Source organism: Tepidimonas sp. HKU78 (genome assembly GCF_049860815.1).
Lineage (GTDB): Bacteria > Pseudomonadota > Gammaproteobacteria > Burkholderiales > Burkholderiaceae_C > Tepidimonas.
Genome location: NZ_CP187547.1, coordinates 97,130 through 116,916 on the forward strand (window position 1 = coordinate 97,130; position 19,787 = coordinate 116,916).

17 protein-coding genes, 2 tRNA genes and 4 pseudogenes are annotated in these 19,787 nt (G+C 65.5%); 17 read left to right on the forward strand and 6 right to left on the reverse strand.

The window, feature by feature from the left end; translation table 11 throughout:
- Positions 1–7: 7 nt before the first annotated feature.
- On the forward strand, positions 8–883 hold the full coding sequence (gene tolA, locus ACPYIS_RS00510; RefSeq protein WP_424858779.1) for a cell envelope integrity protein TolA: 876 nt from the start codon (positions 8–10) through the stop codon (positions 881–883).
- A 20-nt stretch (positions 884–903) separates the two neighbouring features.
- Here tolA and dnaE read toward each other — a convergent pair whose 3' ends face one another.
- The gene (gene dnaE / locus ACPYIS_RS00515) at positions 904–4,470 is read right to left on the reverse strand and encodes a DNA polymerase III subunit alpha (RefSeq protein WP_424858778.1); all 3,567 of its coding nucleotides are present in this window, start codon (positions 4,468–4,470) and stop codon (positions 904–906) included.
- Between the two features lie 300 nt (positions 4,471–4,770).
- Between dnaE and galE the strand changes: the two genes are divergently transcribed.
- The 10 genes and pseudogenes from galE to ACPYIS_RS00565 all read left to right on the forward strand — a co-directional run bounded on the left by galE (position 4,771) and on the right by ACPYIS_RS00565 (position 12,400).
- On the forward strand, positions 4,771–5,802 hold the full coding sequence (gene galE / locus ACPYIS_RS00520) for a UDP-glucose 4-epimerase GalE (protein WP_424894391.1): 1,032 nt from the start codon (positions 4,771–4,773) through the stop codon (positions 5,800–5,802).
- Complete coding sequence (locus ACPYIS_RS00525) at positions 5,799–7,031, forward strand: nucleotide sugar dehydrogenase (protein WP_424894390.1); 1,233 nt, start codon at positions 5,799–5,801, stop codon at positions 7,029–7,031. Before galE ends, ACPYIS_RS00525 begins: the two co-directional genes overlap by 4 nt.
- On the forward strand, positions 7,028–8,053 hold the full coding sequence (locus ACPYIS_RS00530; protein ID WP_299022945.1) for an NAD-dependent epimerase/dehydratase family protein: 1,026 nt from the start codon (positions 7,028–7,030) through the stop codon (positions 8,051–8,053). The genes ACPYIS_RS00525 and ACPYIS_RS00530 overlap by 4 nt, the downstream gene beginning before the upstream one ends.
- Positions 8,054–8,108: 55 nt before the next feature.
- Entirely contained in the window at positions 8,109–8,360 is a 252-nt protein-coding gene (locus tag ACPYIS_RS00535) for a type II toxin-antitoxin system Phd/YefM family antitoxin (protein WP_299022949.1), read from the forward strand.
- Positions 8,357–8,743, forward strand: coding sequence for a type II toxin-antitoxin system VapC family toxin (locus ACPYIS_RS00540; RefSeq protein ID WP_424858775.1), 387 nt, complete (start codon positions 8,357–8,359; stop codon positions 8,741–8,743). Before ACPYIS_RS00535 ends, ACPYIS_RS00540 begins: the two co-directional genes overlap by 4 nt.
- Before the next feature lie 16 nt (positions 8,744–8,759).
- Positions 8,760–10,331, forward strand: a complete 1,572-nt coding sequence (locus ACPYIS_RS00545) for an ATP-binding protein (RefSeq protein ID WP_424858774.1) — start codon at positions 8,760–8,762, stop codon at positions 10,329–10,331.
- 36 nt (positions 10,332–10,367) lie between these two features.
- Entirely contained in the window at positions 10,368–10,622 is a 255-nt protein-coding gene (locus tag ACPYIS_RS00550; protein WP_424858773.1) for a type II toxin-antitoxin system Phd/YefM family antitoxin, read from the forward strand.
- A gap of 8 nt (positions 10,623–10,630) precedes the next feature.
- Positions 10,631–10,810 (forward strand): annotated as a pseudogene (locus ACPYIS_RS00555) (PIN domain-containing protein); the annotation flags it as partial.
- Positions 10,807–10,944: pseudogene (locus tag ACPYIS_RS00560) on the forward strand (Vi polysaccharide biosynthesis UDP-N-acetylglucosamine C-6 dehydrogenase TviB); the annotation flags it as partial. The pseudogenes ACPYIS_RS00555 and ACPYIS_RS00560, both read left to right, overlap by 4 nt.
- A gap of 94 nt (positions 10,945–11,038) precedes the next feature.
- Positions 11,039–12,400, forward strand: a complete 1,362-nt coding sequence (locus tag ACPYIS_RS00565; protein ID WP_424895241.1) for a lipid II flippase MurJ — start codon at positions 11,039–11,041, stop codon at positions 12,398–12,400.
- A gap of 14 nt (positions 12,401–12,414) precedes the next feature.
- Here ACPYIS_RS00565 and ACPYIS_RS00570 read toward each other — a convergent pair whose 3' ends face one another.
- Together ACPYIS_RS00570 and ACPYIS_RS00575 are read right to left on the reverse strand one after the other, a co-directional pair.
- Complete coding sequence (locus ACPYIS_RS00570) at positions 12,415–13,392, reverse strand: IS481 family transposase (protein WP_425974136.1); 978 nt, start codon at positions 13,390–13,392, stop codon at positions 12,415–12,417.
- Positions 13,379–14,338: pseudogene (locus tag ACPYIS_RS00575) on the reverse strand (IS481 family transposase); the annotation flags it as partial. The gene ACPYIS_RS00570 and the pseudogene ACPYIS_RS00575, both read right to left, overlap by 14 nt.
- Before the next feature lie 209 nt (positions 14,339–14,547).
- Between ACPYIS_RS00575 and ACPYIS_RS00580 the strand changes: the two are divergent.
- From ACPYIS_RS00580 to ACPYIS_RS00595, 4 genes and pseudogenes are all read left to right on the forward strand, one after another.
- Complete coding sequence (locus ACPYIS_RS00580; protein ID WP_424894388.1) at positions 14,548–15,513, forward strand: IS481 family transposase; 966 nt, start codon at positions 14,548–14,550, stop codon at positions 15,511–15,513.
- 8 nt (positions 15,514–15,521) lie between these two features.
- Positions 15,522–16,295, forward strand: a complete 774-nt coding sequence (locus tag ACPYIS_RS00585) for an MraY family glycosyltransferase (protein WP_424894387.1) — start codon at positions 15,522–15,524, stop codon at positions 16,293–16,295.
- Between the two features lie 21 nt (positions 16,296–16,316).
- Positions 16,317–16,616: pseudogene (locus ACPYIS_RS00590) on the forward strand (BrnT family toxin).
- On the forward strand, positions 16,606–16,926 hold the full coding sequence (locus ACPYIS_RS00595) for a helix-turn-helix domain-containing protein (RefSeq protein ID WP_424858767.1): 321 nt from the start codon (positions 16,606–16,608) through the stop codon (positions 16,924–16,926). Before ACPYIS_RS00590 ends, ACPYIS_RS00595 begins: the two are co-directional and overlap by 11 nt.
- Positions 16,927–16,953: 27 nt before the next feature.
- Here the strand turns inward: ACPYIS_RS00595 and ACPYIS_RS00600 are convergent, their stop codons facing one another.
- Both ACPYIS_RS00600 and ACPYIS_RS00605 read right to left on the reverse strand, forming a co-directional pair.
- Complete coding sequence (locus ACPYIS_RS00600) at positions 16,954–17,508, reverse strand: flavodoxin family protein (protein ID WP_299021895.1); 555 nt, start codon at positions 17,506–17,508, stop codon at positions 16,954–16,956.
- A gap of 75 nt (positions 17,509–17,583) precedes the next feature.
- The gene (locus ACPYIS_RS00605) at positions 17,584–18,333 is read right to left on the reverse strand and encodes a pirin family protein (RefSeq protein ID WP_424858766.1); all 750 of its coding nucleotides are present in this window, start codon (positions 18,331–18,333) and stop codon (positions 17,584–17,586) included.
- 200 nt (positions 18,334–18,533) lie between these two features.
- On the opposite strand from ACPYIS_RS00605, the gene ACPYIS_RS00610 reads away from it, so the two are divergent.
- Together ACPYIS_RS00610 and ACPYIS_RS00615 are read left to right on the forward strand one after the other, a co-directional pair.
- Positions 18,534–18,609 (forward strand) — tRNA-Ala (locus ACPYIS_RS00610).
- Between the two features lie 7 nt (positions 18,610–18,616).
- A tRNA-Lys gene (locus tag ACPYIS_RS00615) sits at positions 18,617–18,692 on the forward strand.
- A 217-nt stretch (positions 18,693–18,909) separates the two neighbouring features.
- Here the strand turns inward: ACPYIS_RS00615 and xdhC are convergent.
- Positions 18,910–19,731 carry a xanthine dehydrogenase accessory protein XdhC gene (xdhC, locus tag ACPYIS_RS00620; RefSeq protein ID WP_424858765.1) on the reverse strand — a complete coding sequence of 274 codons (822 nt, stop codon included), beginning with the start codon at positions 19,729–19,731 and terminating at the stop codon, positions 18,910–18,912.
- Positions 19,732–19,787 lie beyond the last annotated feature (56 nt).

A 19,787-nucleotide genomic window follows, 5' to 3' on the forward strand; every position in this document is an offset into this window, starting at 1 on the left:
GTTCCCCATGCACGCCATCGCCGACGAGCTGGACCTGAGCCCCCCGCCTGCGCGCGGTGGTTGGCTGCCGTGGACGCTCGCGGTGCTGGCACACGGCGTGCTGGCGCTGGCCCTGGCCTGGGGGCTGGCGTGGCAGCGCGAGGCACCGACCGTCGTCGCCAGCGCCGAGCTCTGGTCGGCCCTGCCGCAAGTCGCCGCGCCGCGCGCCCAAGAGCCGCCCCCCGCCCCGCCCGTGCCGGCGCCCCCCACCCCCACCCCCACCCCGCCCGCCACCGCCGACGCCCCGCGCGACGCCGACATCGCACTGCAACGCCAACGTGAGCAGCAGCGCCGCGCCGACGAGGCCCGCCGTCAAGCGGAGGAACGCCGTCTGGCCGAGGAACGCGCCGCACGCGAACGACGCGAGCGGGAGCAAGCAGAGAAAGTCCGCGCCGAGCGCGAGAAGGCCGAGCGTGAGAGGGCGGCACGCGAGCGGGCACAACGGGCGGAGCGCGAAAAGGCCGAGCAGGCGCTGCTCGAAGCCGAGCGCCAGCGCAACCTAGAGCGCATCCTGGGCCAGGCGGGCGCCAGCGGCGGCCCCAGCGCCCGCGGCAGCGCCGAGCGCGATGCCGGCCCATCGGCCAGCTACGCGGGCAAACTGGTCGCGCACATCCGTCCCCACATTGTCTTTACCGATACGGTGCCGGGCAACCCTCGCGCCGAGGTCGAAGTGCGCACCTTGCCCGATGGCACCATCCTGAGCGCGCGCCTGCTCAAATCCAGCGGCCATCGCGCCTGGGACGACGCCGTGCTGCGCGCCATCGAGCGCACCGCGCGCCTGCCGCGGGACGAAAACGGCCGCGTGCCATCCACGCTGATCCTGGGCTTTCGGCCCAACGAGTGAGCGCACTGGGGCTGACGCGTTCACTCGTACACCACTTCCGCGCGCTGCTCGTGCGCCTGCGCCATCCAGCGCGCCAGCGCCGCATCGGTGGGATAAAAGCTGGCCCGGTCATCGAGTTGCAACTCGCAGCGCGCGCTCGGGCGCCACACCTGCAGCCGCACCGGCAGCGCGCGCAGTAGCTCGCCATGCTCGGTCATCTCGCGCTGCGGCGGAAAATCCCGCACCAACGCCGCGATGTCCGGCACGCGGTCGCACACCACGGCGCGCAAATAGCGCCCGAAGCGGCAGCGCGCCGTCGGCAAATCCCACAGCTGCTGCACCTTCAAGCGCAACCCACCCGAAAACCGGTCCGGCTGCGCCAGCACTTGTGCCACCACCAGCTCGTCGTCGCGCAGCAGCGCGCGGTGCGCCTGGATCAGCGCTTCATCGGCGCTGGCTTCCAGCACGGCGGACTTGTCGTCGAGCTTGAAGATGGCCACCTTGCCCCGTTGGCCGTTGATGACGCGCAGCTCGCTGACGATGCCCGCCACCAGCCACGGCTCGCGGCTGTCGGCCACCTGCGCCAGTGGGGTCTTGGCAAACCGGCGCACCTCGGCCTCCACTTCGTCGAACAAATGGCCGGAAAAGTAAAACCCAAGCGCCGCCTTCTCGTGCGTGAGCCGCTCTTTCACGCCCCAGGGCATGGTCTCGACCAGCGGCGGCTCCTGCGCCGCTGAACCATGGCCGCTGTCGCCCAGCGCATCGAACAGCCCTCCTTGCTGGGCATTGGCCTCCTGCGCCGACGCCCACTCGAACGCCCGGTCCAGCGACGCCAGCAGTGCCGCGCGGTCCAGGTGCAGTCGGTCGAACGCCCCCGCCTTGATGAGCGCCTCCACCGTGCGTTTGTTGACACGGCTGCGATCGACCCGGCTGCAAAAGTCGAACAAGCTGGCAAACGGGCCTTCGACCGCGCCGCGCGGCCCGACGCCGTGGCCCTGGCGCGCCGCCACGATGGCCTCGATCGCCTGCTGCCCCGTGCCCTTGACCGCGCCCAAGCCGTAGCGGATGGTGTGGTCGTCGATGGGCTCGAAGCGGTATGTGCCCTCGTTGATGTCGGGCGGCGCGAACCGGATCCCGAACGTGCGCGCATCGTCGACGAGCACCTTCAATTTGTCGGTGTCGTCGATTTCGATCGTCATGTTGGCGCAAAAAAACTCCGCGGTGTAATGCACCTTGAGCCACGCCGTGTGGTACGCCAACAGGGAATACGCCGCCGCGTGCGATTTGTTGAACCCGTAGCCGGCGAACTTCTCCATCAAATCGAAGATTTCGTCCGCCTTGGTCTGATCGATGCCTTTTTTGGCCGCGCCCTCGCGAAAGATTTCGCGGTGTTTGGCCATTTCCTCGGGTTTCTTTTTGCCCATGGCCCGGCGCAGAAGGTCGGCACCGCCCAGTGTGTAGCCTCCCAACACCTGCGCCACCTGCATCACCTGCTCTTGGTAGACCATGATGCCGTAGGTCTCGGCCAGCACCGGCTCCACCAACGGGTGCGGATATTCCACCGGCTCGCGCCCGTGCTTGCGCGCCACGAAGCTCGGAATCAGGTCCATTGGCCCGGGACGGTACAGTGCGTTGAGCGCGATCAAGTCCTCCAGCCGCGTCGGCTTGGCCTCGCGCAGCATCGCCTGCATGCCGCGGGATTCGAACTGGAACACCGCCTCCGTGCGCCCTTCCTGGAATAGCCGGTATGTCTCAGCATCATCGAGCGGAATGCGCTCGAACGCAAAATCCCGCTGGCTAGGGTGTCGCGCCACGATGAATGCCTTGGCCAACTCCAAAATGGTCAGCGTCGCCAGACCCAGAAAGTCGAACTTGACCAGACCGACGGCCTCCACGTCGTCCTTGTCGAATTGGCTGACCGCCGCGTCGCTGCCGGGCTGTTGGTATAGCGGACAAAAATCGGTCAATTTGCCCGGGGCAATCAACACGCCCCCGGCGTGCATGCCCACGTTGCGCGTAAGGCCCTCCAGCTTTTGCGCCAGTTCGATCAACTGGCGCACCTCCTCTTCTTTTTGCACGCGCTCGGCCAGCAGCGGCTCCATTTCCAGCGCGTAGTGGTTTTTGTCGCCCTCCGGCTTGGGGTTGGGCGGGTATTGCAGCGTGACACTCATGCCCGGTTTGTTGGGCACCAGCTTCGAAATGCCGTCACAAAACCCGTAGGCAAAATCCAGCACCCGCCCCACGTCACGGATCGCCGCGCGCGCCGCCATGGTGCCAAAGGTGGCGATCTGGCTCACCGCCTCGCGCCCGTAGCGGGTTTTGACGTATTCGATGACGCGATCGCGGTTTTCTTGGCAGAAGTCGATGTCGAAGTCCGGCATCGACACCCGCTCGGGATTCAGGAAGCGCTCGAACAGCAGGTTGTAGCGCAGCGGATCCAGGTCCGTGATCTGCAGCGCATACGCCACCAGCGACCCCGCCCCCGACCCCCGCCCCGGCCCCACGGGGCAGCCATGGGTCTTGGCCCACTGAATGAAGTCGGACACGATCAAGAAATAGCCCGGAAACCCCATTTTTACGATGGTGTCGAGCTCGAATTCGAGCCGCTGCACATAGCGCGGGCGCTGCGCAGCACGCTCGGCTTCGTCGGGGTATAACTGCGCCAGGCGCTGCTCCAGCCCGTGCAGTGACACGTGGCGAAAGTAGGCTTCCGTGTCCATTTGCCGCCCATCCACCGCCGGAATCGGAAAGTCCGGCAGGCGCGGCTTGCCCAGCGTCAGCGTCAGGTTGCAGCGGCGCGCGATTTCCACCGTATTGGCCAGCGCCGCGGGCAGATCGGCAAAGCGCTGTGCCATCTCGGCCGCCGACAAAAAATACTGCTCGCGCGTGAAGCGCCGCACCCGGCGCGGGTTGGCCAAGATCTCGCCCTCGGCAATGCACACGCGCGCCTCGTGCGCCTCGTAATCGTCTGGCGCCAGAAACTGGATCGGGTGCGTGGCCACCACGGGCAGCCCCAGACGCGCGGCCAGCGGCACCGCCGCCTGCACATGGCGCTCGTCGTCGGCGCGGCCGGCGCGCTGCACCTCCAGATAAAACCGGTGCGCAAACACCTGCGCCAGCCGCAGCGCGACGTCGGCCGCCCGCGCCTCGTCACCCGCCAGCAGCGCCTGCCCCACCGGGCCCGCAGCCGCACCATCGAGCACGATCAGCCCCTCGTGCCGCTCCTGCAACCAGGCCCACTGCACATGCGCCTGCTCGCGCACCACGCCGCGCGTCCACGCGCGCGACAGCAGCTCGCACAGGTTCAGGTAGCCGCGCGCGTTTTGCACCAGCAGCAGCACGCGCGGCACCACCGGCTGCGGCCCCGCGCCGCCCGCCACGCGCGCGTCCACCCCCAGCCCATCCAGCCAGACCTCCGCGCCCAGAATCGGCTTGACGCCCGCTGAGCGCGCCGCCTTGTAGAACTTGATCGCGCCAAACAGGTTGCTCAGGTCCGTGATCGCCAACGCGGGCTGCCCATCGGCGGCCGCCCGCGCCACCGCATCGTCCACCCGGGTGGTGCCATCGACAATGGAAAACTCGGTGTGCAGGCGCAGGTGAACGAACATGGGCGAGGATTGTAGGCGGCAGGGTCGCGATAATGTCGCCATGTCTTCTTCCGCCCCGGCCACCCCCTCGGCCACGCATTGGTACCTGGTCCACACCAAGCCCCGGCAAGAGGCGCGCGCTGGACTACCTGCAGCGCGAAGTCCGGGTGGCCGTGCCGGTGGGTGCGCTGCGCAAGGGTTAGGCGCGGTTACAATCCTGCCCAAAAAAGGGGGGGTCGCCGTGCACAGGAAATGCACCGCGATCTGCGGTAGCCTGGGCGAAAGACGCCAGCCCCTTCCGTCGAACGACCAAGACGAGACATGAATCTTCTCCTCACCGGCGGCCTGGGCTACATTGGCAGTCACACCGCCGCCGTGTTGCAGCAGGCCGGCCATCACGTCGTGCTGCTCGACAACCTCTCCAACAGCAAGCTCGAGGTCGCCGACCGCATCGCCCGCACCACCAGCACGCGCCCGGTGACCGAGGTGGGTGACGTGCTCGACACCATCCGCGTACGCATGGCGCTGCGCCACTACCGCATCGACGCCGTGGTGCATTTCGCTGGGCTCAAGGCGGTGGGCGAATCGGTGGCGCAGCCCCTGGCCTACTACCACAACAACGTCGCCGGCACCGTCAGCCTGCTGCAGGCGATGGCGGCCGAGGGCGTGCGATCGTTGGTCTTTTCCAGCAGCGCCACCGTTTACGGGCAGCCGCAGTACCTCCCGCTGGACGAATCCCACCCCACCAGCGCCACGAATCCCTACGGCCGCACCAAGCTGCACATCGAGCAAATGCTGCACGATCTGGCCGCCAGCGACGCCACGTGGCGCATCGCCATCCTGCGCTACTTCAACCCAGTGGGGGCGCACGCGTCGGGCCTGCTCGGTGAGGACCCCAACGGCATCCCCAACAACCTCATGCCCTACATCGCGCGCGTGGCAGCAGGCCAACTGCCCCACCTCAACGTGTGGGGCAACGACTACCCCACGCCCGACGGCACCGGCATCCGCGACTACCTGCACGTCATGGACCTGGCCGAGGGCCACCGCGCCGCGCTCGAACACCTGCAGCGCACCACCACCCCGTGCGACGTGTTCAACCTCGGCACCGGGCACGGCACCAGCGTGCTGGAGATGGTGCGCACCTTCGAGCAAGCCACGGGCCAGTCGGTGCCCTACCGCATCGCTCCGCGCCGCCCAGGCGACGTGGCCGAGTGCTGGGCCGACCCCACCAAAGCCCAGCGCGTGCTGGGCTGGCGCGCCGAGCGCGGCTTGCACGACATGTGCGCCAGCACCTGGGCCTTCACGGCCGGCCAGCGCAGCGCCTCTGCCCCGCATACCCTCGCCGTATGAACCCGTCCCTACCCTCCCACCACATCGCCGTCGTCGGCGCGGGCTATGTCGGCATGGCCAACGCGCTGCTGCTGGCGCAGCACCACACCGTCACCGTGGTGGACATCAACCCGCAGCGCGTGGCCCAACTGCAGGCACGCCAAAGCCCCGTGGCCGACGCGTTGGCCGACGAGTTTTTGCAGCGGCCCGATTTGCGCCTGCATGCGAGCACCGACGCGGCCGCAGCGCTGGCCGACGCCGACGTGGTCTTCATTGCCACCCCCACCGACTACGACCCTGCCACCAACGCTTTCGACACCCGCAGTGTCGAAGCGGTGGTGGCCCAAGCGCTGGCCGCGCACCCCAGCAGCACCCTGGTCATCAAATCCACTGTGCCGGTGGGCTTTACGCAGCGGCTGCGGCAACAGCACGGCACCGACCGCATCGTCTTTTCGCCGGAATTTTTGCGCGAGGGCCAGGCGCTGGCCGACAACCTGCGCCCCAGCCGCATCGTGGTGGGCGACCGCGGTGCGCGCGGCCAGCTCGTGGCCGACCTGCTGCACCAAGGCGCGCACAAGGCCGACGTACCGGTGCTGCTCACCGATCCCACCGAGGCCGAGGCGATCAAGCTCTTTGCCAATACCTACCTGGCCATGCGGGTGGCGTTTTTCAACGAGCTCGACAGCTACGCCGCCGCTCACGGGCTGGACACGCGCCAGATCATCGACGGCGTGTGCCTGGACCCGCGCGTGGGCCGCGGCTACAACAACCCGAGCTTTGGCTACGGCGGCTACTGCCTGCCCAAAGACACCAAGCAGCTGCTGGCCAACTACCGCGACGTGCCGCAGAACCTGATCGCCGCCATCGTACAGGCCAACGCCACGCGCAAAGACTTCATCGCCGACGACGTACTGCGCCGCCTGCAGGTGCTCTGCGCCGATGGCGAGCCCGCACGCCACGGACGCGCCCCTACGGTGGGCGTGTACCGCCTGGTCATGAAGCAAGGCTCGGACAATTTCCGCGCCTCGGCCATCCAGGGCGTCATGAAGCGCATCAAGGCCAAAGGCGTGCCCATGATCGTCTACGAGCCCATGCTCGAGGGCGAGCACTTCTTTCACTCGCCACTCGTGCGCGACCTGTCGGCCTTCAAAGCGCAAGCCGACGTCATCCTGGCCAACCGCCTCCACCCGGATCTGGCCGACGTGGCGCACAAGGTTTACACGCGCGATTTGTTCGGGGCCGACGCATGAAAGTTTTCATCACCGGCACCGCCGGCTTTATCGGTTTTCACCTGGCGCGGCTGTTGTTGGCCGAGGGCCATACCGTCCACGGCTACGACGGCATGACCCCCTACTACGACGTGCGGTTGAAACAACGCCGCCACGCCATGCTGCGCGAATTTCCGGCCTTCGTCGCCACCGAGGCCATGCTGGAAGACCTGCCCGCGCTGCAGGCTGCCGTGCAAGCCGCGCAGCCCGACGTCATCGTGCACTTGGCCGCGCAGGCTGGCGTGCGCTACAGCCTGGAAAACCCCGCCGCCTACATCGACGCCAACCTGGTCGGCACCTTCCACCTGCTGCAGGCCGCCGTGCAGGCCCGCCCGCGCCATTTGCTGCTGGCCTCCACCAGCAGCGTCTACGGCGCCAACACCCACATGCCGTTTGCCGAAGGCGACAAGGCCGACACCCCGCTCACGCTCTACGCCGCCACCAAAAAGGCCAATGAGGCGATGAGCCACGCCTACAGCCACATCCACGGTGTGCCCACCACGGTGTTTCGCTTCTTCACCGTCTACGGGCCCTGGGGCCGGCCCGACATGGCGCTGTTCAAATTCACCAAGGGCATCTTGGACGGCACCCCGATCGAGATTTACAACCACGGCGACATGCAGCGCGACTTCACCTACGTCGACGACTTGGTGCGCGCCATCCGCTTGCTCATCGACGCCATCCCACCCGCGCCCGACGCCCGCACGCCCGCGCACGGCTGGCAGCCCACCGAGGGCGACACGCTCAGCCCCGCGGCGCCATGGCGCGTCGTCAACATCGGCAACAGCCAGCCCGTGCGGCTGCTCGACTTCGTCGATGCGATCGAGGCCGAAATCGGCCGCCCCGCCATCCGCCACTACCTGCCCATGCAGCTGGGCGACGTGCCCGCTACTTGGGCCGACGCCAGCCTACTGCAGCGCCTGACCGGCTACCGCCCCCAAACCCCCGTTCGCGAAGGCGTGCGTGCATTCGTGCAGTGGTACCGTACCTTTTACTCAGGATGACAACGGTCGGCACCGATGCTAGCATTGGCCAAGCCAGACCAAGACACTCAGCCCCATGCCTGCGATCAACATGCTCCAAGCAAAGTCGTCACTGTCTCGACTGGTCGAGGCCATCGAGACCGGGCGCGAGCGCGAAATCATCATCGCCCGCAACGGGCGCCCTGCCGCCAAGCTGGTCCCCATCGATGGCACGTCGCCGAGCCGACGCATCGGCGTGGCTAAGGGTTGTTTCCAGGTGCCTGACTCCATCGATACCCATAACGACGAAATTTCACGTCTGATGACCGGTGACGCAGCCGCCGCATGAACCTGCTACTGGATACGCACGTGGCACTGTGGGCCCTCATCGACAGCCCCAGACTGTCTGAGAAAGCGCGGGAGCTCATCTTGTCGCCACGCGCCACCGTATGGGTTAGCGCTGCCTCCGTTTGGGAGATTGCCATCAAGCACTCCCTGGGTCGCGGCGATATGCCAATTTCTGGCGCGGACGCGTTGAGCTATTTTCTCGAAGCTGGCTACCGCATACTACCCATCGAGGCCGAGCACGCAGCCGCCGTGGAAACCCTGCCGCCACACCATCAAGACCCCTTCGATCGCTTGCTGGTCGCGCAAGCTCTCGTCGAGCCGATGCGGTTACTGACACACGATGCCCAGGTGTTACGCTACAGCGACACGATCATCCGCGTCTGAAGCGAAGTACGCACCCATGACCCGTCGCCCACTGCCCATCGGCATCCAGACCTTCGCCAAGATCCGCGAAGGGGGCTACTACTACGTCGACAAAACCGCCTATGCGCTTCGGCTGATCGAATCGGGCTCGCACTACTTCCTCTCCCGCCCGCGGCGCTTTGGCAAGTCGCTCTTTCTGGACACACTCGCGGAACTCTTCGCCGGCAACGAGCCGCTCTTTCGTGGCCTGACCTGCCACGACCAGTGGGATTGGTCCAAGAAGCACCCCGTCATTCGGATCAGCTTCGGTGGGGGACGGCTAGACAACCGTGCTGGGCTGGAAGCCCACATCGCCGACGAGCTCGACGCCAACGCCCAACGCTTGGGGTTAGACGTACCCGCGGCCGGAGACAGCCACCTGCGCTTTCGCCATCTGATCCAGCAGGCGGTCCAACGCCACGGCCAGCGCGCCGTGGTGCTTGTCGATGAGTACGACAAACCCATCCTGGACAACCTGACCGACCCCGAGGTGGCGCGCGCCATGCGCGAGGGCTTGCGCAACCTGTACTCCGTCATCAAGGATCAGGACGCGCACATCCAGTTCGCGTTCCTGACCGGGGTTTCCAAGTTCAGCAAGGTCTCGATCTTCTCGGGCCTGAACAACCTGCGCGACATCACCGTCTCGGCGGAGTATTCGGCCATCTGCGGCTACACCGAAGCCGACCTCGACGCCGTTTTTGCCCCGGAGTTGGAAGGGCTCGACCGTGACGAGATCCGCCGCTGGTACAACGGCTACCGCTGGTTGGGCGAGTCGGTCTACAACCCGTTCGATGTGCTGCTGCTGCTGCAAGAGCGCACCTTTCGCGCTTACTGGTTCGAAACCGGCACGCCCACGTTCCTGGTCGATCTGCTGCGCAGCCGCCAGACGTTTACCCCGCAGCTCGATGCACTCTATGCCAGCGACCAGCTGCTCAACGCCTTCGACGTCGAGCACATCGGCACCGAAGCGCTGCTGTGGCAGACGGGCTATTTGACGATACAGGACGTGCGGCGGCGGGGCGCACGGGCCGACTACCGGCTGGGCTACCCCAACCAAGAGGTCGAGAGCGCCTTCAACGAGGCGCTGCTCCTGGCGCTCACCCCCAACCCCAGCACCACCAGCGCGCACATCAGCCGCTTGTACGACCTGCTGCAAACGCTGGACTGGCCCGCGCTGCGCGCGCACTTCGAGTCGCTCTTTGCCAGCATCCCCGCCGACTGGTACCGCGCCAACCCCGTGCTGCACTACGAGGGCTACTGGGCCAGTGTCTTTTACTCGCACTTGGCCAGCCTCGGGCTCGATCTCACCCCGGAAGACGTCACGAACCAAGGCCGCATCGACTTGACGCTGAGACTCCCGCAGGCCATCGTCATCATGGAGTTCAAGCGCATCGACGGCGACGCCCCCACGGGCGAGGCGATCGCCCAGCTGCGACAGAGGGGCTACGCCGACAAATACCGCGCCGACGGCCGCCCCATCTGGTTGCTGGGCGTGGAGTTCAGCAGCGCCACGCGCAATGTGGTGGGGTGGGAAGTGGAGGGTTTTACACCAAAGCCATCGGCGACGTAGAAACATAGCCACATCAGCATGGCAAAGGAGATCCCCATGGCCATTACAACCCTCTCCAGCCGAGAACTCAACCAAGACGTTACACGCGCCAAAACGGCGGCCAGCCGCGGTCCAGTCATCATCACCGTCCGTGGTAAACCCGCGCATGTGCTGCTAAGTTTCGAGGAATACCAGCGCCTCACCCACCAGCACCGCAGCATCGCCGACGCGCTGGCCATGCCGGACGTGACTGACATCGACTTTCAGCCGCCACGCATCGCCGGCTCTCTTCGTACGGCCGATTTGGCGTGATGTACCTGCTCGACACCAATGTCGCCCTGCGCTGTGCCCGGTTGCATGTACCCAACCCGCGGGGAGAACGTGACGCCCTGATCGCGGCTACTGCATTGGTGCATGGTATGGCGGTCGTCACGCGCAACGTCACCGACTTCACACCCACTGGCGTCCCGATCGTCAACCCCTGGCAACCCGCGACATGAACCTCATCGGACAACCCATCGCCGTCATCGGCCTCGGCTACGTCGGCCTGCCCTTGGCGGTCGAGTTTGGCAAACGCTACCCTGTCACCGGCTTTGACATCAAACCCGAGCGCATTGCCGAGCTGCAAGCGGGGCACGGCGGGCACCCGTGCCCTCCTCAAGCCCGGCGGCTTGCTCTAGGATGTCAAATCCCTGCTGCCGCGTGAGAGCGTGGAGGGCAGGTTGACCATGCCAAAGGGGTTACATCACCTCGAGCAAACCGTTTTGGGCTGGTTGCCAAACAGTTGGCAGGTACGCTTGCGGCGTGCCCATGCAGGCCATAAGAACGTGGTGCGGGGCATGGTGTGGCTGACGCTGTTCGTGATGGCCGCAAAAGGCGTGGCTGCGATCAAGGAAGTCGCGGTGGCCTACCGCTTCGGCACGGGCGAGACGTTGGAAGGGTACCTATTGGCGTTCAACCTGGCCACTTGGCCCGTCAGCCTACTGTTTTCCGTCATGCACTTTGTGCTAGTGCCTGCGCTCGTGCGTCAGCAAGCCGCGCCAGACGGCGGTCACGCGTGGCAGCGCCAGGTCACGACCTGGGTGTGGATGGCTGCGCTGGCGGTGGCGGGCCTAGTGGCAACGCTGTTGCCGCTGCTTATCCGGAGCGGCTGGTTGGGGCTCGCCCCGCTGGCGCGGGAAGCTGCACTTGCCGCTGTGCCTTGGCTGGCGCCGGTTGCGGTGCTGGGGGTGCTGGCCAGCTGGCACGCCTGCCAGTTGATGAGCCGCCAAAGGCATGCGAACACCTTTCTCGAGGCCATGCCTGCACTGGGGATCTTGGCCGCCGTTTTGCTGATGCCGTTCGCAACGGTGAATGTTCTGCTATGGGGGACGGCCGCGGGCTTTCTGTTTCAATGGTTGCTATTGATCGCCATCGTGCGGGCTAGCAGCTTGCCCGTTATGCCCGCCCTGGGCTTTGCTCGCCCACTCGATCCTACTCTCGGTCGCAGCGCGGCTTGGTTACTGGCAGCTCAACTATTGATGAGCATGGGTGCCGTCATCGACCAAATCATCCTGGCGCACCTGCCTGCCGGGGCGCTGGCTACTTTTGGCTACGCTAATCGGGTCATGGCGTTGGTACTGACGTTGACTGCTACCGTGACAGGGCGTGCCCTGCTGCCCGTGTTGGCCGGGCTGCGTCCGGAAGAGTCCTACGCCATAGCCCGGCGATGGGCGACATGGCTATTTGGGCTGGGATTGCTGGGTGCAGTACTCATCGTCGTCAGCGCTCCATTCGTCATCGAGATACTGTTCGAGCGCGGGGCGTTCACCGCCGACGATACGGCCCAGACTGCAAACCTGCTGATGGGCATGGCGTTGCAGTTGCCGTTTTACTTGGCAGGTACGGTGTGGGTGCAATGGGCGCTTACATCCCCCGGCCAGGCCCGCACACTGTGGTGGGCCGCAGTGTGCAGTGTCGTGGCGAAGCTAACGGTCACATTAAGCTTGATAACCTTCGCTGGCTGGCAGGCGCAAGCGGTGGTGGCCGGTTTGGTGGCCGCGACCCTTGCCTACCTCATTCCGCTCCTCGCCCGCCACCGTTTTCGATGAGGACCACATGCCCGCTATGTGTCAGGTCCCGGACGATTACGTGGTTTGAAGATGAAAAGATCGGGGCGTTGAGGGTACCACTTTTTCAAGGCCTCCAGAGGTGTTATGTGTCCGATTGCCTTCTGGGGTAAATGATGGTTGTACAGCCAAACATAACGGGTCAAGGTAGTCTCGAGGTCCTCGGCGCTGTTGAAGTGATGGGTGGCAAGGACCTCGGCAATACGGCCGTTGAAGCGTTCGACCATGCCATTGGTCTGAGGGTGTCTGGGCTTGGTGAGGCGATGCTCGATGCCAAGGGCCTGGCAGAGCTGATCGAACTCGTGCTTCCCGGACGGTGCGCGCGCGCCTGAGGCGAAGAGGCGATCCGTGAACTCCTTGCCGTTGTCGGTGAGGATGTGCGTGATTCTGACCGGGCAGGTCTTGTGCAAGGCCTTCAGGAAGCTTCTGGCCGCGGCTGCGGTCTTGTTTGGCTTAATCTGGATGAAGACCCAACGGGTGGCGCGGTCAATGGCGACGAAGAGATAACGCCTCTGATGTTCGTCGGGCATCTGCGGCAGGTACTTGACGTCGATGTGCAGGTAGCCCGGCATGTAGGTCTTGAATGGCTTGGAAGCAGGCGCATCCTTGGCTTCACTGGGCAGTTGGGATAGGCCATGGCGCTTGAGCAGACGATACAGCCCAGAACGTGAGGCCCGGGGGTTGATGAACTCCCGTGTGACCACCAGCAGATCGTCAAGGGGTAGCTGGAGGGTCTTGCGCAGCTCCACCACCAAAAGCTCCTGCGCCGGGGTGAGCGTCGTCTGCAAACGATGCGCGGTATGCGGGCGATCTTCCACAAAGTCCCGACGCTTCCAGCGGCGGATGGTGTCTTCGGATACGCCCAACTCGGCTGCCAAGGCCGCAACCGACAAGGACGAGGACTGGATGTAGGCGCGGGTGGCGGGGGTTGTGGTGGCGTTTTTGTGTAGGCGAATAATTGTCGGGTCCCGGATGATTCCTAACCTGTTTTGAGAACAGATGCGGATGGGAGCTGCGCCATCGTTTCATGGCCTGGAGGGGCGTGAGGTGCTGCAGAGCCTTCTGGGGCAGGTGCTCGTTGTACAGCCACACGTAGCGGTGCAGCGTGGTGGCCAGGTCCTGGGCGCTGTTGAAGTGGTGCGAGCGCAGCACCTGCTCAAGGCGCCCGTTGAATCGCTCGACCATGCCGTTGGTCTGCGGCGACTTCGGCCGGGTCAAGCGATGCTCGATGCCCAGGGCTTCGCACAGGGCGTCGAACGCATGCTGCCCCGAGGCGTCCTTGGCTTTGGAGCCGAACTGGCGGTCGGTGAACTCACGGCCGTTGTCGGTGAGCAGGGTGTGGATCTTGAACGGCGCGGCCTTGTGCAGCGCGTTGAGGAAGGATTTGGCCGCTGCGGCCGTCTTGTGGCTCTTGATGGCGATGAACACCCAACGCGTGGCCCGGTCGATGGCCACGAAGACGTAGCGCCGGGCCGTCTCATCGGCCATCTGCGGCAGGTACTTCACGTCCAGGTGCACATAGCCCGGCTCATAGGCCTTGAAGGGCTTGGACGCGCGCGCAGGGACCTCCGGGGCCGGCAGGCGCGAATGGCCTCGTCGGCGCAGCAGCCGGTCCAGCGCCGAGCGGCTCATGCCAGGTTCGATGAATTCACGCACCACCGCCAGCAGATCGTCCAGCGACAGCCTCAGCTGCGTGCGCAGATAGATCACCAACTCTTCCTGCGCGGCATTGAGCGTGGTCTGCAGCCGGTGCGGGGTGTGGCTGGCGTCAAACACGCTGTCGCGCTTGCGCCAGCGCCGGATCGTCTGGCGGCTCACGCCGTATTGCCGGGCCAGCTCGTAGTCGCTGGCCGAGGACTGCTGGATGGCCGCGCGCACGGCCGGCGTGGTGGTGGCATTCTTGTGCAAGGTGATCAGCATGCTACGCCTCCCGGACGGATGATCTTGCCAGCACGGCCCGCAGCACCTCGCGGCCCATCAGCAGGCCTCGTCGATTATGCAGCAACCAATCATCCGGGACCCGACAGGTGTAGGGTTCCGGACGATTGCATAGATCCTTCGCGTCGTGCACTCTTCGTTAGTCGCGCAGTGATGCGAGAGCTGATCGACAACCTCCGGAGCGCTCAACCATGATTATTCGCCTACACAAAAACGCCACCACAACCCCCGCCACCCGCGCCTACATCCAGTCCTCGTCCTTGTCGGTTGCGGCCTTGGCAGCCGAGTTGGGCGTATCCGAAGACACCATCCGCCGCTGGAAGCGTCGGGACTTTGTGGAAGATCGCCCGCATACCGCGCATCGTTTGCAGACGACGCTCACCCCGGCGCAGGAGCTTTTGGTGGTGGAGCTGCGCAAGACCCTCCAGCTACCCCTTGACGATCTGCTGGTGGTCACACGGGAGTTCATCAACCCCCGGGCCTCACGTTCTGGGCTGTATCGTCTGCTCAAGCGCCATGGCCTATCCCAACTGCCCAGTGAAGCCAAGGATGCGCCTGCTTCCAAGCCATTCAAGACCTACATGCCGGGCTACCTGCACATCGACGTCAAGTACCTGCCGCAGATGCCCGACGAACATCAGAGGCGTTATCTCTTCGTCGCCATTGACCGCGCCACCCGTTGGGTCTTCATCCAGATTAAGCCAAACAAGACCGCAGCCGCGGCCAGAAGCTTCCTGAAGGCCTTGCACAAGACCTGCCCGGTCAGAATCACGCACATCCTCACCGACAACGGCAAGGAGTTCACGGATCGCCTCTTCGCCTCAGGCGCGCGCGCACCGTCCGGGAAGCACGAGTTCGATCAGCTCTGCCAGGCCCTTGGCATCGAGCATCGCCTCACCAAGCCCAGACACCCTCAGACCAATGGCATGGTCGAACGCTTCAACGGCCGTATTGCCGAGGTCCTTGCCACCCATCACTTCAACAGCGCCGAGGACCTCGAGACTACCTTGACCCGTTATGTTTGGCTGTACAACCATCATTTACCCCAGAAGGCAATCGGACACATAACACCTCTGGAGGCCTTGAAAAAGTGGTACCCTCAACGCCCCGATCTTTTCATCTTCAAACCACGTAATCGTCCGGGACCTGACACCTAGGTGCCACCATGGTGGCTGCAGGGCTGGCTGGCTGGCTGCTGGGCGCGTGGCTGCCGCGGCTGGGACTGGGGCCAGTGGATGCGTGGCTGGCGGCTTGGCCGGTACTGAGCATAGGGTTGACGCTGGTGGCCGTCGCGGGCGTCGCGAACGCGGTCAACATCATCGATGGCTTCAATGGGCTGGCAGCGGCCACGTCGCTGCTGATGTTTGCCGCCCTGGGCTATGTCGCATGGGCCGTGGGCGATACGCTGCTCGTGCAGGTATGCTTGGCAATGGCAGGAGCGCTGTTGGGCTTCTTGGTGTGGAATTACCCCTGTGGACTGATTTTTCTGGGGGACGGCGGGGCGTATCTGGTGGGCTTCGTGCTGGCGGAGGTGGCGGTGCTGCTGGTAGTGCGCCAGCCGCAGGTATCACCCTGGTTTGGCCTGCTGGTGTGCCTGTATCCGGTAACCGAGACGGTGTTCTCCATCTACCGCAAGCGGTTTTTGCGGGGCATCTCTCCAGGGGTGCCCGATGGCTTGCATTTGCACATGTTGGTTTATCGCCGCCTGGTGCGCTGGGCCGCGGGCCACGAGGCGGCGCGCGACATCACCCTGCGCAACTCGGCCACCTCGCCCTATCTGTGGGGCTTGTCGACGCTGTCGATCGTGCCAGCGGTGCTGTTTTGGCGCCACGAGGCGCTGCTGATCGCCAGCGCCGTGGTGTTCGTGGCGGCCTATGTCTGGCTATACGCCAAGCTGGTGCGCTTTCGCACGCCGCGCTGGCTGCGGCGGCGCGTCTGAACGAGCAAACAGACTCGGCCAATGAACTATACTTCAGCGGTGAAGTTCGAATGGGACGAAGCCAAGAGCGACCAGTGTTACGCCGAGCCGGGTTTCGATTTCGCGTATGCGGCCAGGGCATTCTTCGATCCCAACCGGCTGATTCAGGCTGATACCCGCCACTGCTATGGCGAGGAAAGGTACCAGTTGATGGGGAAGATCGAGTAACGCCTGTTCGTCGTGGTTTACACCCCGCGAGGCGATGCCATTCGTATCATCTCGGCGCGCAAGGCCAACCGACGAGAGGTTCAGCACTATGAAGACCGTACGCGTGACGATTGACCCCGCCGTCCCGGCCACGTTGAGTGGCGGGCGCATCGACCCGGCCCGTGTGGACGGCACCACGGAAGCAGATCTTGCCCGACAAGCGGCGGCTGACGAGGCAGCGGCCTTGCAGGACGCAGCCAAATTCGCGCGCCGTGTGCGCAAGCGCCTGGGGTTGAGCCAAGCAGAGTTCTCAGAGCGTATCGACGTGCCCGTGGAGACGATCCGCAACTGGGAGCAGGGCAAACGTAGCCCCACGGGCGCAGCCAAGGCGCTGCTCAAGGTGCTCGACAAGGCACCAGAGGCGGCCTTGGCCGCCCTGCATTGAGCCTGTCGCGCTTTTCTCGAGACCCCCTCACCCCACCCACCGCGCCGCCACCTGCGCGATGCGCTGGCCGAACTGGCGGGCGGTCTCCAGGTCGCCAGGCAGCATTTCTTGCGCGCCGGCATCCGCCGGCGTGGTGGCCATGGCGCCGGCCGACGAGCCAACGTAGTTGACGTCGTTGCGTTGCGCGGCCTTGGTGTTGGCAGGCATCATGCCTGTGCCCACCCACACGCCGCCGTGCTGCATCGCCAGCGTAAACAGGTAGTGCAGTGTGGAGAGTTTGTCGCCGTTCATGGTGGCGCTGTTGGTAAAGCCCGCGAACAGCTTGTCTTTCCACGCCTGCGTAAACCAGCGCTTGCTGGAGGCGTCGGCAAATTTTTTGAATTGCCAGCTGACGCTGCCCATGTAGGTGGGGCTGCCCATGACGATGGCGTCGGCCGCGTCGAGCTGCTCCCAGCCGCCTTCGGGCAGGTTGCCGTCGGCGTCGATGGCCAGCAGCGCGGCACCCGCGCCGTCGGCGACGGCTTGCGCCATGCGCTGGGTATGGCCGTAGCCCGAGTGATAAACGACGATGATGTTGGGCATGTGGGACTCTCCTTTTGGTAGCGTGGTTTGGGCCCGGCTGGGCCATGGGAAGAACTCGGTTCCAACGGATGGGTATCAGGCAGGCACGGGCGTAGCCCCGTTGGGCGCCAGGTCGAACAACAGGACCTCGGCGTGCTCCGCGTCGCTGAGGGTGATCGCGGGCTCGTCGGCCACCATGGCCGCGTCACCCGCGCCTAGCCGCTGCCCGGCCAGGTGCACACTGCCGCGCACCACGTGCACGTAGGCGCAGCGCCCGGGCGCGATCGGATGCCGCACCGCTTGCGGCCCGTGCAACGTGGCCAAGTCCAACGCCGCGTCGGCGTGAATGGTCAAGGGGGCGTCCGGCGCGGCTGCGGCGTCCGATGACACCGACGACGCTGGCCGGGCGATCGGCCGCACGCCCGTGCCCACACTGGACGGCCGCAGCGCCCGTTGCTCGTAGCCAGGGTCGATGCCGCGCACAGCCGGTTCGATCCAGATTTGCAGCAGATGCACGGGGTCGGGGCCTTCGTTGACTTCGCTGTGCCGGATGCCGCGCCCGGCGCTCATGCGCTGCACATCGCCCGCGCGGATGACGGCCTGGTGGCCCAAGCTGTCGCGGTGGGTGAGCACGCCCGCCAGCACGATGGTGATGATTTCCATGTCGCGGTGGCCGTGCATGCCAAAGCCGGTGCCCGGGGCGATGCGGTCTTCGTTGAGCACGCGCAGGTTGCCCCAGCCTGTGTAGCGCGGGTCCCAATAGTCCGCAAACGAAAACGAATGGCGCGCCTGCAACCAGCCGTGATCGGCGTGGCCGCGGGCGTCGCTGGGGCGCAGGGTGATCATCGAGGAAGCCTCCTTGGGCAACGCAGTGCGATGGTCAGACTGTACGCGGTGCGCACGCCAGTCGGGATGCAGGCATTTGATGACCGCATTCAACGTTTTTGAATACCAGCTGCAGCTGCACACCGGTCAACGCCGCCCGGCCCTCCGCGGCGCGCGACGTGCCCACCAGTCGGGTGCAACGGTATATAATCTGCCCTGTCGGGCCGATAGCTCAGCTGGGAGAGCGCTGCGTTCGCAATGCAGAGGTCGGGAGTTCGATCCTCCTTCGGTCCACCAAATACCCGGGTTCTTAGCTCAGTTGGTAGAGCAGCGGACTCTTAATCCGTAGGTCGTAGGTTCGAATCCTACAGGACCCACCAATTTGACCCGCACCCATCGACAGATCAGGCTCAATGGCTGTCATGAGCGAAAACTGTCGACGCTGACCGGCGCACATAGCCCGGGACAACCCGCTCGCTGCCATCCGCGTGGATGAACTTCTCGAGGCAGCGGTCGGCCGACTCGCCGAGCATTCGTTGCTGGGTAGGTCTGGACAAATCCATGGCACAACAGGTCGCAGGGTAAGCGTCTCCTGGCTTATCTCGTCATCAACAGCTGCGCCGCCACGGCCGCGGCGATGACGGCGGGTTCTTTGCCCTGAATCCCCGGGATCCCGACAGGGCACGTCACGCGCGCCAGCGCCGATGCGTCGTGCCCGCGCGCGAGCAAGCGGTGCTGAAACGCGGCCCATTTGGTGCGGCTGCCGATGAGGCCGACGAACGGCAGGTCGTCCTGCTGGCGCAACCGCTGCAGACAGGCGTCCACCACGGCCAGGTCTTCAGCGTGGCTAAAGCTCATGACCAGCACGCGGCTGCCGGGTACCAAGTCGGCGACGGCGCGCTCGACGGGGTCGGAGTGCTCGGCGACCACGGTTGGTGGCAGGTCGGTGGGAAACATGCCGTCGCGGCTGTCGATCCAGGTGAGGGCGAACGGCAGCGGCCGCAGCGCGCGCTCGATGGCCTGCCCGACGTGCCCACCGCCGAACAGCGCCACCGGCACCCGCTCATCGACCCAGGCCGCGCGCAGCGCCGCCGCGTCGGCCGCCGTGACGCGCTGCAGCCGCAGGTGCACGACGCCACCGCAGCACTGCCCCAGGCTGGGGCCGAGTGCGCAGCGCAACGCCTGCCCTGCCCAGCCCGGTTGCCGCAGGCCCGCGCGCGCCTGCTGGATGGCGTGCCACTCGAGTTGCCCGCCACCGATGGTGCCCAGCATGCGCTGCGCGCCCACCAACATCCACGCGCCCGGCTCGCGCGGCGCCGACCCCTCGGTACGCTCGACCCACACCAACACGCCTGGCTCGGCGCGCAACCAGGCCAGCGCCGCATGCAGATCGCCCCCGCGCAAACAAACGGATTCCATGCCCCGCAGTATCGCCGGGGTTGAAAGGCCGGGCGCGTTGGCGCACAATCCGAGCC